The following is a 13,613-nucleotide window of genomic DNA, read 5'->3' as shown; positions in this document are numbered from 1 at the left end:
CTCCGTCTGAAGGGCCAGCATCACATAGCGCCGCCGTGCCGCACGCGGCCCGCATTACATGCAAAAAACTGCGTATGCATATCATGTTTGCGTGTTCGCTGGCAACTGATTTGGCCGGGGCATGGGAGAAATGGGACCACGAAAAGGTATTGCCGAATGGCATGACCATAACCCTGGGTTATACCTGTTGGTAAACATTTGAAAGTACTGGTTACTTTGCTAATGAACGGTGGTCGACCCATAACCTCCGGTTATCGTTGGCCCTTCTTGTGCTCTTCCGGAGGGTGGCTAAAGTTATCATTAAATCAGCATCTTTACGGTCGGCGGTGGTGTTGGCATCGCTCGTGCTCTGTCAGAAGGCGCAGGGGCGCCCCGTTCGGTAGGGCGCTTTCCCGGTAACGGTCTTACCAACCCCGAGACGGGCGGTAATACGCATTCAGACGCGAAAGGAGAAAGATGATGAATTCAAGGTTGGGCATTTTCTTGGCGGCACTGTTGGTGCTGGTATCGGCCTCGGTGCTTTGGGCCGGTGGCGCGGAGCCCCTGGCAAAACTGCACCAGGGGAAGGCTTCGTGCGCGGATTGCCACGGCAAGGGTAAGAAGATCGTCGTTGACGACAGCGAGAAGGGGGTGAACGGCCATTGCGTCGGTTGCCACGGCACCCTGGCCGAGCTCGGTGGCAAGTCCCGCGAGGAGGTGAACCCGCACCGCTCGCACCTGGGCGACATCAACTGCACCACCTGTCACCATGGCCACACCGCTTCCTGGGCCTACTGTCTCAGCTGTCATGCCTTCGATATGAAGATCCCGGGGGGAGGGGCGGTTGCGACCACGGCTTCCGCGACGTCGAGGCAGGCGAAGCGTTCCGACAAGGCGGACATCGTCGTGATCGGCGCCGGCGCCGCCGGTTTCACCGCGGCGATCACCGCCCACGACGCCGGTGCCAAGGTGATCATCATCGAGAAGCAGCCGATCACCGGAGGCAACAGCATGCTCGCGGCAGGGGGGATGAACGCGGCCGAAACGCCCTACCAGAAGGAGAAAGGAATTTCCGACTCCGTGGAGCTCATGTACAAGGACACCATGACCGGCGGCGGCAACCTGAACGACCCGGCGCTCGCGATGGTGCTGGCAAAAAATTCCGCTTCTTCGGTCGACTGGCTGACCCGCATGGGCGCTGACCTGAGCGATGTCGGCCGCATGGGGGGCGCGAGCGTCAACCGCACGCATCGCCCGAAAGGCGGCGCCGCGGTCGGGGCTCACATCACCGAGGTGCTGCGCAAAAACGCGGCCCAGCGCAACATCGACATCCGTATCAACAGCAAGGTCGTCAAGATCCTCGAGGACAAGAAAGGGGGCGTGATCGGCGTCCGGGTGGCCGGCAAACACAGCGGCGAGTACACCATAAAGGCCAAGGCGGTCATCATCGCTGCGGGCGGCTTCTCGGCAAACCCGGAGCGCGTCGCCTTCTACCGCCCCGAGTACAAAGGGATGACCACCTCGAACCAGCCCGGCGCGACCGGTGACGGCATCGAGCTCGGGAGCCAGGCGGGCGGCGAGCTGAAAGACATGAAGGAGATACAGATCCATCCCACCGTGGCCGCCGGGAGCCGCACCCTGATCACCGAGGCGGTGCGCGGAAACGGCGCCATCCTCGTGAACCACGAAGGGAAGCGCTTCGTGAACGAGCTCACCACCCGCGACAAGTGTTCCGCCGCCATCCTCGCCCAGAAGGGGCAGTCCGCCTTCCTTGTGTTCGACGAGGGGGTACGCAAAAGCCTGAAGCAGATCGACGGCTACTTCCACCTGAACCTGGTGAGCCAGGGGGGCTCGGTGCGCGATCTCGCCGCCGCGATCAAGGTGCCTGCCGACGCGCTGGAAGCCTCCATCGCCTCCTACAACAAGGGGGTCGACGAGAAAAACGACGCGGAGTTCAAGCGCCCCGACCTGCCGCGCGCCCTGCGCACCGCCGGGTATTACGCCATCGAGGTGAAACCGGGGGTGCACTACACCATGGGCGGCCTTAAGATCACCACCGGCAGCGAGGTGCTCGGCAAAGACGGCAAGGTGATCCCGGGCCTCTATGCTGCTGGAGAGGGGACCGGCGGGGTGCACGGCAAGAACCGCCTCGGCGGCAACTCCATCTCGCAGACCATCACCTTCGGCAGGATCGCGGGGGAGAACGCAGCGAAGATGGCGATGGGTAAGTAACTAAGGAATCATAAGGAGGGAGGCGCTCGCACGGCGCCTCCCGAATCCTGCCGGCCTTCTCTCTTGGCCGGCATGTTTTTCATGAGGCAGGTATGGAGATCGCCAAACGCATGCCCCTGATCAGCGACGGCAACTACCGCCTCTTCTGGGCCGGACAGGGGCTCTCCTGGCTCGGGAGCGTCATGCAGTCGGTGGCCCAGGGGTGGCTGGTCTGGTCCCTGACCGGGTCGCCGGCGCATCTGGCGCTCACGGCGGTCATGCTTTCCCTGCCGGTGCTACTCTTCGGCGTGTTGGGTGGGGTGAGCGCGGACCGCTTCGACAGGCGTACCCTCCTCATAGCCACTCAGGCCGGCTCCATCGTCCCGAGCCTTCTGCTCGGGCTTCTCGTCCTCTGCGGTGCGGCGACCACCCCGGCGATCATGGCACTCGCCTTCTTTCAGGGGGCGCTGAACGCCTTCGATGTCCCTGCTCGTCAGGCACTCCTCGCTGAGCTCGTTCTACGCGAGCAGCTAGGTCACGCCGTCGCCTGCAACGCGGTAGCCTTCAACGCGACCCGCCTCCTTGGCCCCGCCGCGGCGGGGTGCCTCATCGCCTCCTGCGGGGCCGCTTCCTGCTTTTTCATAAACGCCGCGAGCTTTCTGGCCGGCGCGGTGACGTTACGGTTCGTGCGCGTACCATATCGCAGCGTCGATCGTCCCGTGAGGCGCCGGCCCCTGTCCGCGGCGGAACTGCGCGAGGGGATGCGCTTTTTGACGATGCACGGGGAAATCGCCCAGATCCTCACCTCGGTACTGCTTGTGGGCCTTCTCGCCATCCCGTTCGTTTCCCTGCTTCCGGTGTTCGCCGATTCGTTTGCCGCGGGCCCCAGGGGGCTCGGCACCATGTCCGCCGTCCTCGGCGGAGGCTCCCTGCTTGCCGCCCTCTGGCTCGCCGCCACGGCACGGCTGCCGCAACGGCGCGACGACCACCTGCCGGCGGGGATCTTGTTGCCGCTTGCGCTGCTTCTCTTCGCGCTTTCCAGGAACTATCTCCTATCCCTGGTCGCGCTCTTCACCGCTGGGGCCGCCGTCGTCATCTTCCTGGCCCGGGTGAACCGCTCTCTGCAACAAAACTCCCCGGACCGGCTGCGCGGCCGCGTCATGGGGGCATACACCCTGGCTCTTTTGGGGGCGGCACCCATAGGCAGCCTCCTCGTCGGCGTCATCGCCGCGTGCACCGGGGCCCCGTTTGCCCTCACTCTCACCTCGTCCGCCTGTGCGGCGTGTCTTGCCCTTTTACGACGGGGAAGGCGCCGGGAAGGAACCGCTTCGGCGCCCTGGAGCCGCACCTTCGTCGGCAGCGACTGCGCGCGCGAATGGTAAAGGGCTGAATCTCGCTCCATTGTGACATGTGTCACCCGCACCTTCTCCTCATTGGGATATCGTGGCTTCACCTTTTCATCCCAATATCGGAGTCTCCTACCCCATGGTGCACCGTTTAACCGCCCGCGCGGCGATCGCCCTGCTTGTTTTAGCCTGCTCGTCCAATCTATTTGCTTCGGAAGCGCCGTCGTGCGAGCTGAAGGTCCGGGAGGGATACCGCTTTTATGAGATAAGCGGCAGCACCCTCGATCAACTGAGGGACCAGATCAACCACAAAGGGACCAAGTGGAACGACGGCAAGGTCTACTCTGCCCTGACCAATTGGGATATCCATTACAAGTACCGCGTCACCAGCAACAACGGCCGCTACTCGGTGCGGTCCGCGGATACGACCGTGGACATCTGCTACTACCTGCCCCGGCTGGATGCCGACTCCTGTACGCCGGAACTCGCCAGCCGGTGGAAGGATTATCTGGCACACCTGCAGCGTCACGAGTACGGTCACAAGGACCTGGCGGTACAGGCCGCTTCCCAGGTGAACGAGATGTTCGCCACCCTCCCGAGTTTCGGCAGCGAAGAGGAACTTGCCGCCGAGATATCGAAGCGGACCGAGGAGAAATTCCGGCACCTAAAGGAGATCCAGATCGACTACGACCGGGACACAAGGCATGGCGAAACCCAGGGCGCCGTCCTCCTTTCCGCCGGCGGCGCCGGCGGCGCATAAAAAAAGGGTTACGGGAAAATCCCCGTAACCCTTCCTTCCTCTTCTGTCATCTCATATTCCATCCCGTTTATCTGCCGACACCACCGCCGGTACCCATCGAGCCCGTGCCACCGGTTCCGGTGCCGGTGCTACCGCCCGTTCCCATGGTGCCTGTGTCGGTCCCCATGGTGCCGCCGGTGCCGGTGCCGATGCCGGTGCCCTGGTTGTAGTACGTCCCGCCGGCACCCTGGTTGTCATAGGTGCCCGGGGTGGTCCGGTTCAGCGTACCGCCGGTGCCGGTCCCGGTTCCCTGGTCATAGCTGCCCGGAGTCTGGTTCAGCGTGCCGCCGGTGCCGCTGCCGGTCCCGGTCCCCTGGTTGTAGTAGCTGCCCGGGGTCTGGGTGCCCGGGGTCTGGTTCAGAGTGCCGCCGGTACCGCTGCCGGTGCCGGTGCCGTAGTAGGTGCCGCTACCTCTCTGATCGTAACGCCCGGTGCCCTGGTCGTAGGTGCCGCCGGTGCCCCTCTGGTCGTATGTGCCCGTGGTTCCACCCACCGTTCCCCCTGCGCCGGTGCCCATGGCACCGCCGGTGTCCGGACCCATCCGCTCAACGGTGAAGTCCTGCCGTACCGTACTCCTCGCCCCGACGCCGCTCGGCAGCGATGTCCCGGACTCGATGCTTTGGACGCTACCGCCTGCGCCCGTGCCGGAAGCGGCGCCCGTCCTGTGTGTTGTGCCCTTGTGCATCGTTTTATGGGCGCCTGTTTTGTGCGTCGTTTTATGTGTCGACGCCTTGTGGGTCTTGCCCGAGTGCATGCCGGCGTCCGCGGCATAACCTGAGCCGGTGGTCATTCCCATCAGGCCGAGCATCGCCACCGTTGTGAATAGCAACCTTCTTACTGTTCTCATCTTCTGACCTCCATGCCCCGTTTCGTGGGGAGGCCCCGCCTGCGTCCGAAGCGGCATCGCCGGCTTGAGAGCGTCGCGGCGCCAGGTTGCAGATGTATACAATCCGATGCTGCTGACTTCAGATTAGCATATATTATTAGGAAAGGTCAATTTTGTGACGGGCGGGCAAAGAGGGTAAGTGGCGATAAATGCGGGGCTAAAAGGCGCAACGGCGGGTCGCGTTGCCGTCTCGGCTATGGGGCTCATGCCTAAAAAAGAGGCTTGTGCCGCGGTTCATGAGGAGCGGGGGCGTTATTCCTTACGGTCGCTGACGAGCTCGATGAAATTTTCGAGGAGCTGCTGGTTGAATGCCTTCCCCGATTCCTCGCGCATCATGCGGACCGCTTCCTGGTGGGGGACCGCCTTACGGTACACGCGGTCGAGGGTGAGGGCGCTGTACATGTCGCAAAGGGCCGAGAGCTGGGCACTGCGGGGGATGTTGTCGCCCTTGAGGCCCGTGGGATAGCCGTTGCCGTCGTAGCGCTCATGGTGGTGACGCACGATGGTGAGGGATACGTCGCTGAAGTGGTGGCTGTCCATCAGGAACTCGTAACCCCTCTGGGTGTGCTGCTTGATCTTGTAGTACTCGACGTCCGAGAGGGCGTCCGGCTTATTCAGTATCTCGTTGGTGACGAAGATCATGCCGTAGTCGTGCAGCATGGACCCCACCCCCACATCCACCAGTTCATCCGGGTCCACCTTGAAGAGCTTTTCGTGTGCCAGGAGGTTCAGCGCGGTGACCTGTACGCTGTGAGCGTAGATGTAGAGGTTATGGGCCACGACGCCCTGAAACGAGTGCAGGGCGTGCTCGTCGCCTGCCACGTAATGCATCAGGTGGCGTACCAGTTGCCGGCATCGATCCAGGTTCGCCGCCTGTTCGGGGGCCTCGAAGGCGTCGACCAGGTAGTTGATCGAGGTCTGGTACAGGATTTTCCCTTTCCTTGCGCTGTCCAGTTCATCGTTGTTCAGCAGCTCATCCAGCCCCTTCTCCAGGTACGCCGATAGCTCCTCCATGTCGCCCGATCTCACGTACATGAACTCGATGCCGTTTCTTTCCATCCTGCTTCGGTCGGAACTGGAGAACTTTCTCTGAGCGTCCTTGTACAGCACGTAGTTCCCGGCACTCTTCATGAACAACGGGATGGAGGGGAAGAATTCGGGGTCTATGCTGTCGATGCTTATGGCACGCCAGTAGTGGTCTTTCATTGGGTAACCTTCCGGTTCACTCTGGTGGGATTGTGACTGTGAGAGTACGTCTGCAGTAACGCTGCATTCGTACTCTTCTCGGCATTTAAAAGAAAAACTGAAGGAGAGATTGGCGGGTGACTTGACGTCATTTCAGGTGGTGCTCATACAACGGCATCACTGACAATGACAGAAACTGCACTCAGGCGGGAGGGGGCGAGCAGTAGCGCCTGAGCGGCGAAAGCTTCCCTTATGTACCTGCGAGCAGGTGGAGATTTCGGCGCCGCGAGTGGACGGTGCAGGGATCGTTGTTAAAGAGGTGGGATGCGGTCCCCCTGCCACAGTTTGGCGAGCATCTCGTGCAGCAGGTCCATCCGGTACGGCTTCGCCATGAAGGCGGCACGAGGATCGCGGTCGATGAACGGGGAGACCTCCTTCTTGCCATAGCCGCTGCAAAAAAGGACGGGGAGCGACGGGTTCTTTTTGCGCAGCTCGTGGTACGCCTCGAGCCCGTCCATCTCCGGCATGGTGAGGTCCATGACCACCAGATCGATGTCCCCCTCGCGGTCCCGGCAGACCTCGAGCGCCTCGCGGCCGTTGCATGCGGTGACGACCCTGCAGCCCAGGGCGGTCAAAAGGACCGTGCCGACGCTGCGCAGCTCAGGTTCGTCGTCGACCAGAAGCACAGTGCCGTTCAGCGGTTCGCGCGGGCCGGGTGCCCGGGAGGGATCGTCGCTGCGTGCAGGCTTTTCGCCTGAAACGGTGGTTACGGGGAAGTAGACCTTGAAGGTGGTGCCGCTGCCCGGTGTGCTGAAAAGCTGCAACGCGCCCTTGTGCGATTTGATGATCCCCATGATGGCGGACATGCCGAGGCCGCGGCCGGTGAACTTGGTGCTGAAGAAAGGTTCGAAGATCCGTCTCTGGGTCTCCTCGGTCATGCCGCAGCCGGTATCGCTTATCTGGAGGCGGACGTAGGGGCCGTGGGGGATCTCGCTGCCGAAGAAGTCGGCGTCTCCTTCCCCCACCGTGCAGCTCTCCAGAGCGACGCGTACCGTTCCCTTGCTGTCGCCGATCGCCTCCACCGCGTTCACGATGATGTTCATGATGATCTGCTGGACCTGGCTCCGGTCTCCGGTCACCGGCGGCACCCCCGGGGGGAGCTCGCAGCGTAAGGAGACGTTCTTCTTGAAGGCGGGCTGGAGCATGCTGACCATCTCACTCACCTGGGCACTGAGGTCGATCTCGGACTGCACCAGCGGGCTTTTCCCTGCATAGGTCAGCATCTGGCGGCAGAGCTCGGCGGCGCGGTTCCCCGCCGTCTCGATCTGCTCGAGGTGCCTTTGCGTCGCTTCCGGGAGGGCGATGTTGCGGGCCAGCGCGCAGTGACCGAGGATGATGGTCAGGATGTTGTTGAAATCGTGCGCGATGCCGCCGGTCAACACACCGAGGCTTTCGAGCTTCTGGGCCTGCTGCAGCTGTTGTTCAAGGACGAGCCGGTATTCCTCGGCCTTCTTCCGTTCCGTGATGTCGCGGGCCACGTGCACGCAGGCGGCAAGCTCGCCGACCTCGTTGTAAAGGGGAGAGACGGATATCTCGAAGAAGCCGCCCAGATGCTTTTCCTCGATCTCGACGTTCGGGGCCTCGCCGTCTTCCATGAGCCGCAGGAAAGGGCAGCTGCTTGGGGAGGCCTCGAGCCCGTGGAAGATCTCGTAGCATTTGCGGCCGGGAAGCTCCGAGGGATGCATCCCGACACGTTCCGCCATGGCGCGGTTGACCCGGGTGATGGTGTGCCGGGTGTCGGTTATGAAGATGAGGTCGGGGACCGCGTCGAAGGTGAGTTCCCATTCCCGCTTCCCGCGGCTTAGAGCCTCGTAGAGGAACTGGGTGGACAGGTGGGTTTCCGCTAGCATGCCTTTCCCTCCATGTGCGCCGGAGGGTGTTGCAGGAAAAAGGCGCAGCCGGAGCGATGGCGCAGGTGCACCCCCTGCTGCAGGGCGAGGCTTAGGTTTATGCAGCAGCCGCAGTTTTTCAGCGGTACGCCGCTTATCTGGCGCGCGACGGTTAGCGAGCGGAAAACTGCGACCGGACTGAAGAGGGTGCAACGCATGACGATAATCTCCTGAGCCTGCACTCCAGTGAGCTCTGCCGCGGAACGCAAAAAAGCCGGGGCAGAATATCCAGTGATATTTCGGCAACCCGGCTGTCTCAGGGAGACCCAATAGGCTTTCCGCCCCATCCTCGCGGATGGTTGAGTATTATCGTCTATCTTGCAGTTATGTATGTGTTTTGAAAATTATGCACATTGCCCTCTCCGATGTCAATAAAACGGCTATGTACTTGGGCTCTATCCCTGTGAGTTGAATCACTAAAAGAGAAGTTACCTCAGAAGTAGCAGTTAAGGAGAGCCCTTGCTTCTGGGACGGCGTGTCCGGAGACATCGCCGTAACTCAGGACCAGTGCCAGGCTTTGGTGCTGTGCCAGTCTGAAGTTCTGCGCGAGACTCGCTTTGAGCGATATGCGATCGTCACCTACAACGTAGAAGAAGGCCTCACCCAGAAGCTGAACCTTCCACCAGTCGCGCACCTGCTCGAGCGCGCCAAGCGACACGCCGGGGGCCGCGGCAACCGACCCGCGCACCCTTTTCCCTGCGTTTACGTCCGCCTCGGCGAAGGCGTACAGGATGCCGCCGAAGGGGGACCTGCGCGCAAGCCCGCCGCCGCTGTTCAGCCGGAAGATCAGCGAATCATGCCCGTCCTTCATCACCTCGGTGTCCCATCCCGCTGCGACCTTCCAGGAGAAAGGTCTGAAGAAACGGTCCCTGGGGGCGGCGGAGAGGATGTCGAGCAGGTGCATGGTGCGCAGCCTCAGGCGTTCCTGCTCCGGGACGTAGTCGACGAGCGTGTCGAAGAACTTGATCTGCGCCCCGGCAAGGTACCCCTGGTCCGGGTCGAGGAGACCGTGGAAGGCCGGTTGCAGGTGAATTGCCGCATAACCGTCGCCGCGGCGCACCCCGCCGCCGATGCCGACCGCGCTGGTGCGGTGCCCGGCGTCGGGAGGGGGAGGGGGGGCGATGTCGTAGGCGGCCTCTCCCTTGCCGAGCGCGCTCCGCTCCGCGAGGATCTTCAGGTAGAGCCGGTTGTAGTCCTGCTGCTGAAGCTCCTTTCGGGAAAGGCGCAACTGGATGAGCTCCGCCCCCAGGTCCAGTATTTCCCGCCTTTGCTCCTCGCTCGCACCGAAAGCGCGCAGGCTTTTCGCCTCCCGTTTCCCCCGGGCGAGCTCGAGGGCCGCCTGCTGCCCTTGTTCGTCAAGCAGCGAGGCGATCTGCGCGATGCGCCTTCCCTGCGACGGGCGGTAGAGCGCGTCCTCGAGGATGCCGCTTTGCCTTGCGATGTCGATGGTGTTGGTCGGCAGCACGAAGACGCCGGTCTGGTCCGACAGGTGCAGCGTCGGGCGCGCCGCCTCGAGCAGGAACAGGAGGTTGTACGAGCAGTTCTCGTCGAGGAAGTAGTAGTCCGAGGAGATCTTCTGCAACTCCAGGGCGTGCAGGAGCAGGCGCTCCACCTCCTCCCTTGAGAGCTTGAGCCGGTACTCCCACATGTCGCGGTGCTCGAGGTCGGCGTACTCCTTCACCTTCTCGTAGTAGGGGAGCAGGGAATAGTACCCCTTGTAGAAGCCGGAGAGCCCCTTGAAGGCGTAGAGAAAACCGTTCGTGTCGTTGGCGTCGGCCGCGTAATTCACCGCGTAGGAGATGAGGCTGCTCTTGCTGCTGCCGTCGATGCGGATCAGGGTGTGCCCGAACATCGAGGCGGGACTGTTGATGTGTCCGACCGGGAAGACGAGGACCGCGGAGCGCGCATCTATGGTGCGCAACTGCTCCTTTTGTTCCGAGCAAGCGGCAAGCGGAAGCCGCGCCGGGTCGATGTGCAGCTGGTCGCTTAGCCAGGCAAGGCGCGCCGGGAAGCGGCAGATGGGGTGCTCCCCGTCGGGAGCGAATGGCGTGAAAAACGCACCGATGGTCGCTTCGAGCTCCGCCTCGGGGTCGGTTCTGCCTGAGCGGGAGAGGAAAAAGGCGGGGTCGGAGATGCGGCTTGTCGTGCCGCCGGTGAGCGTTTTCTTGTAGTGCAGCAGGATGTGCCATCCCCGCTGCTCGGCGAGGCGGGTTTCCCTCGCTTTCCGTATCAGTTGTTCCGGGTACGCGCCGGCATCCTCCGCAACGGATGCGGCGGCGGTGCAGAGTACGAGCGCGAAGATGAGGAAGGCGTGGTGCAGCAGGGATCGGATCATTACAGTGCTCATAGCATGGTTTGAGACGGTGCGACAGACAAAAAAACGGGTGCACAGCTTGCGCCGTGCACCCGACTGAGAAAAGGCTGCCCTGTCCTAGTTGTTGTTTACCGCCACCGCGTTGTCGATGACTTCCGCCATCACGATCTTGTCCGAGGTGAAGATGCTGTTGAAGTTAGCCTGGAGCTTCGCCTTGAAGGCGTCCCCGTCCGTCCCTTGCACCCCGAGCATCTCGACGAAGGTGTCGAGGGTTTCGCCTTTGCCCATGGCGATGTCTTTGGCGAGGTTGTCCATGTTCGCGCGCACGAACTGGTTCAGCTTCTCGTTCTGGGCGATCTTGCTCGGCTGCTGGCACTCGGAGGTACCGGAGGTGATGCCGAAGGTCTGGGAACCCGAGGTGCCGTTGGTGGTGGCCTGGAAGGCCTGGAGGATGATCGAGTTGTCGGCCTTGTTCTGGAAGATCATGGTGCCGAGGCCGCATCCTACGTTGGTATGGGCTTGGCCGGCGGCAAAAGCGGAAGCACTGCTCAAGAGGGTGAGTAAGAAAGCGATCAGTACCTTTTTCATGTTTTGGTCTCCTTTTTTAGGAAATTTTCACCAAGTATAAGGGGACCTTTCTTGCTGTCAACCTTCCTGTGCAAAAAGATCGATGCCCGACGCGGGAGTCATCACTTTGCATGCGGGGCGGGCTGGATCAATGCCGACGGCACCCGGCATGGATGTGGGAGCGCGCTGAGCGGGTGCAATGAATAGCCCCCCCTGTGAGAAGGGGGGGCTATTGGATGAACCATGCTGCGCAGAGCAACGAGGCCCGGCGAGTCTTTGTCGTCTTCTGCGTAGATGCCGCGAAAATGCAGCGGTCGTGAGCTTGTGCCTAGCGGTTTTATGCGAGCTTGAACCGCCCGACGATCTGTTGCAGTTCCGAGGCGAGGGTGGACATCTGCGTCGCCTCCCTTGCCGTCTCGTGCGCCCCGTTTGCCGTCTCGGAGACCACCCCGGTGATGGTGCCGATGTTGGCGGTTATCTCGCCGGTCACTGCGGTCTGCTCTTCGGCCGCCGTGGCGATCTGGTGGATCTGCGTGGTGAGCTCGCCGATGGCGTTCAGGATCTGGTCGAGGGCCTCGCCGGAGCGGCGCGAACTCTCCATGCCGCTCTCCACCTCCTGTACGCCGAGCTTCATGCTCGTCACCGCCCCGTTCGTGTCACCCTGGATCGCCCTGATCATGGTGCCGATCTCCTTGGTGGCCCTGGTGGTTCTCTCCGCGAGCGCCCGCACCTCGTCGGCCACCACGGCGAAGCCGCGTCCCTGCTCGCCGGCCCGGGCCGCCTCGATGGCCGCGTTCAGCGCAAGCAGGTTCGTCTGGTCCGCGATGTCCTCGATGGTACCTACGATGGCTCCGATCTCGTCGGAGCGGGTGCCGAGGTTTTGTACCGTCCGCGCCGACTCCTGGACCCTTTCGGCGATCTTTTGCATGCCGATCAGGGTCTGCTGCACCACCATGGCGCCGCCGCGCGCCGTGTCGCTGGCGCGGTTCGACGACTCCGCTGCCTGGGAGCAGTTGGCGGAGATGTCGTTCGAGGTGGCGCTCATCTCCTCGCTAGCCGTGGCGACCGCGCCGGACTGCGAGGCAACCTCCTCGGCTGCGGTTGCGATCTGCACCGCGGTTGCGCTCAGTTGCTGGCAGGACGCGGAGAGCTGCAGGGTGTTGCTGGACAGCTGCGCGACGATGCCGTGCACGTTGTCGATGAAGCGGTTGAACCAGGTGCTCACCTCGCCGAGTTCGTCCTTGCGTCCCACCTCGAGTCTTTTCGTAAGATCGCCTTCCCCCTCGGCGATGTCCTTCAGCATGCCGAGCATCCGGGAGAGCGGCCTGGTGATGCCGGCCGTGATGATGAAGCCGAGCAGGCAGGTGCCGAGGCTCGCCAGGGCCGCGAACACGAGGCTCAGGATGAGGGTGACCTTGGCGCTGTGTGCGAGCCCGCCGGCGGTGGCGAGGATCTCCTTGGTGAGCACATCCTCGACCTCCTTCATGGTGTCGATTTTCTCGGTGATGACCGGGAACCAGGTCTCGGCCGGGATGCCGAAGTGCCCGGAGATCCCCCTGGATAGCACCGCCCCCCTTATCTCCTCGACTTTGGAGAATACCGGGGTTTTCGCCTTCTCATCAAAGGCGCTGACCGCCTCAGGTGAGGCGAACTTGCGGAACAGGTCGAGGTAGTCCTGCTGTGCCGCGAGTATGGTCATGGTGCGCTGCAGTCTGTCCTGGTCGAGCGTATCCGCGGCGAGGACGGCATTCAGGGTCGCGCGTTCCTTGCCGGTCTCCTCCTTGGCCTTGACGAAGCTGTAATAGGCGGTTGCCTGGCGCATCACCTCGCGCTTGCCGCTCGTGGTGGCGACGGCGGCCACTACGTCCATGTAGGAGTTGATGAGGCCGGTGTAGAAGGTGTAGGCCTGGGCGCCGGTGACCTGCAGGGTGTCGATCCCGGCGCGGGTCGCCTTCAGCTTCTCAATGGCGGCTGCGGCCGTATCGAGGCTCGGTTTCACCAGCGTCACCGAGTCCTCGTTGTTTTTCTGGAAAGCGGTCACATCCTCGATTGCCTTGTCCACCTTGGCACGCTGCCCGGCAAGCTCCTCCTTGAATTTCGTCCCTTTTGCGTTGAGAAAGCCGGATGTGTAGCCGCGCTCTTTCTGGATCTGGTGGGAGAGCTCTCCCACCTGCACCGCGAGAGCCGTCAGTTTCTGGGTCTGGACCAACCCCTCAAGCAGCGCGTAGTCCTTCTTTGCATTCCAGAGTGAGAAGAGCACCATGCCCAGGACGGGAACGGCGATCATCAACGACAGCTTCGTGCGTATCTTCAAGTTCTTCAACATGACGGGTATTCCTTTCTTGCGGGGATGTTCCGGCCTCCCCTGCCTTCGGCC

10 protein-coding genes and 1 riboswitch are annotated in these 13,613 nt (G+C 62.5%); of the genes, 3 read left to right on the top strand and 7 right to left on the bottom strand.

Features of this window, described 5'->3' with window-relative positions:
- Positions 1–459: 459 nt before the first annotated feature.
- From D6Z24_RS14545 to D6Z24_RS14535, 3 genes are all read left to right on the top strand, one after another.
- Entirely contained in the window at positions 460–2,211 is a 1,752-nt protein-coding gene (locus tag D6Z24_RS14545; RefSeq protein WP_129127318.1) for a flavocytochrome c, read from the top strand.
- 92 nt (positions 2,212–2,303) lie between these two features.
- Positions 2,304–3,572 (top strand): MFS transporter, encoded by a 1,269-nt coding sequence (locus tag D6Z24_RS14540; protein WP_129127317.1) that lies wholly within the window; start codon positions 2,304–2,306, stop codon positions 3,570–3,572.
- 103 nt (positions 3,573–3,675) lie between these two features.
- A complete protein-coding gene (locus D6Z24_RS14535) occupies positions 3,676–4,296 on the top strand; it encodes a DUF922 domain-containing protein (protein ID WP_129127316.1) in 621 nt (206 codons plus the stop codon).
- 67 nt (positions 4,297–4,363) lie between these two features.
- On the opposite strand, the gene D6Z24_RS14530 is transcribed toward D6Z24_RS14535, so the two are convergent.
- The 7 genes from D6Z24_RS14530 to D6Z24_RS14500 form a co-directional block, all read right to left on the bottom strand.
- Positions 4,364–5,182, bottom strand: a complete 819-nt coding sequence (locus D6Z24_RS14530) for a hypothetical protein (RefSeq protein WP_129127315.1) — start codon at positions 5,180–5,182, stop codon at positions 4,364–4,366.
- 291 nt (positions 5,183–5,473) lie between these two features.
- On the bottom strand, positions 5,474–6,427 hold the full coding sequence (locus tag D6Z24_RS14525; protein WP_129127314.1) for an HD-GYP domain-containing protein: 954 nt from the start codon (positions 6,425–6,427) through the stop codon (positions 5,474–5,476).
- Positions 6,428–6,717: 290 nt separating this feature from the next.
- The gene (locus D6Z24_RS14520) at positions 6,718–8,316 is read right to left on the bottom strand and encodes a hybrid sensor histidine kinase/response regulator (RefSeq protein ID WP_129127313.1); all 1,599 of its coding nucleotides are present in this window, start codon (positions 8,314–8,316) and stop codon (positions 6,718–6,720) included.
- Entirely contained in the window at positions 8,310–8,513 is a 204-nt protein-coding gene (locus D6Z24_RS14515; RefSeq protein WP_129127312.1) for a hypothetical protein, read from the bottom strand. The genes D6Z24_RS14520 and D6Z24_RS14515 overlap by 7 nt, the downstream gene beginning before the upstream one ends.
- 80 nt (positions 8,514–8,593) lie before the next feature.
- Positions 8,594–8,670: riboswitch (cyclic di-GMP riboswitch) on the bottom strand.
- Positions 8,671–8,788: 118 nt separating this feature from the next.
- Positions 8,789–10,690: an Lnb N-terminal periplasmic domain-containing protein gene (locus tag D6Z24_RS14510; protein ID WP_129127311.1), complete on the bottom strand. Its 1,902-nt coding sequence runs from the start codon at positions 10,688–10,690 to the stop codon at positions 8,789–8,791.
- 96 nt (positions 10,691–10,786) lie between these two features.
- Positions 10,787–11,257 (bottom strand): DUF3015 family protein, encoded by a 471-nt coding sequence (locus tag D6Z24_RS14505; protein ID WP_129127310.1) that lies wholly within the window; start codon positions 11,255–11,257, stop codon positions 10,787–10,789.
- A 316-nt stretch (positions 11,258–11,573) separates the two neighbouring features.
- Positions 11,574–13,562 carry a methyl-accepting chemotaxis protein gene (locus tag D6Z24_RS14500; protein ID WP_129127309.1) on the bottom strand — a complete coding sequence of 663 codons (1,989 nt, stop codon included), beginning with the start codon at positions 13,560–13,562 and terminating at the stop codon, positions 11,574–11,576.
- Positions 13,563–13,613: the final 51 nt, after the last annotated feature.

This window comes from Geomonas oryzae (genome assembly GCF_004117875.1).
Classification (GTDB): Bacteria; Desulfobacterota; Desulfuromonadia; order Geobacterales; family Geobacteraceae; genus Geomonas; species Geomonas oryzae.
The sequence above is the reverse complement of the archived record's forward strand: the minus strand, read 5'-3'. Positions and strand labels throughout refer to the sequence as shown.

Bases quoted from the DNA above. Each gene is read 5' to 3' on its own strand.
- D6Z24_RS14545 (WP_129127318.1), top strand. From the start codon at position 460: ATGAATTCAAGGTTGGGCATTTTCTTGGCGGCACTGTTGGTGCTGGTA.
- D6Z24_RS14540 (WP_129127317.1), top strand. From the start codon at position 2,304: ATGGAGATCGCCAAACGCATGCCCCTGATCAGCGACGGCAACTACCGC.
- D6Z24_RS14535 (WP_129127316.1), top strand. From the start codon at position 3,676: ATGGTGCACCGTTTAACCGCCCGCGCGGCGATCGCCCTGCTTGTTTTA.
- D6Z24_RS14530 (WP_129127315.1), bottom strand. From the start codon at position 5,182: ATGAGAACAGTAAGAAGGTTGCTATTCACAACGGTGGCGATGCTCGGC.
- D6Z24_RS14525 (WP_129127314.1), bottom strand. From the start codon at position 6,427: ATGAAAGACCACTACTGGCGTGCCATAAGCATCGACAGCATAGACCCC.
- D6Z24_RS14520 (WP_129127313.1), bottom strand. From the start codon at position 8,316: ATGCTAGCGGAAACCCACCTGTCCACCCAGTTCCTCTACGAGGCTCTA.
- D6Z24_RS14515 (WP_129127312.1), bottom strand. From the start codon at position 8,513: ATGCGTTGCACCCTCTTCAGTCCGGTCGCAGTTTTCCGCTCGCTAACC.
- D6Z24_RS14510 (WP_129127311.1), bottom strand. From the start codon at position 10,690: ATGATCCGATCCCTGCTGCACCACGCCTTCCTCATCTTCGCGCTCGTA.
- D6Z24_RS14505 (WP_129127310.1), bottom strand. From the start codon at position 11,257: ATGAAAAAGGTACTGATCGCTTTCTTACTCACCCTCTTGAGCAGTGCT.
- D6Z24_RS14500 (WP_129127309.1), bottom strand. From the start codon at position 13,562: ATGTTGAAGAACTTGAAGATACGCACGAAGCTGTCGTTGATGATCGCC.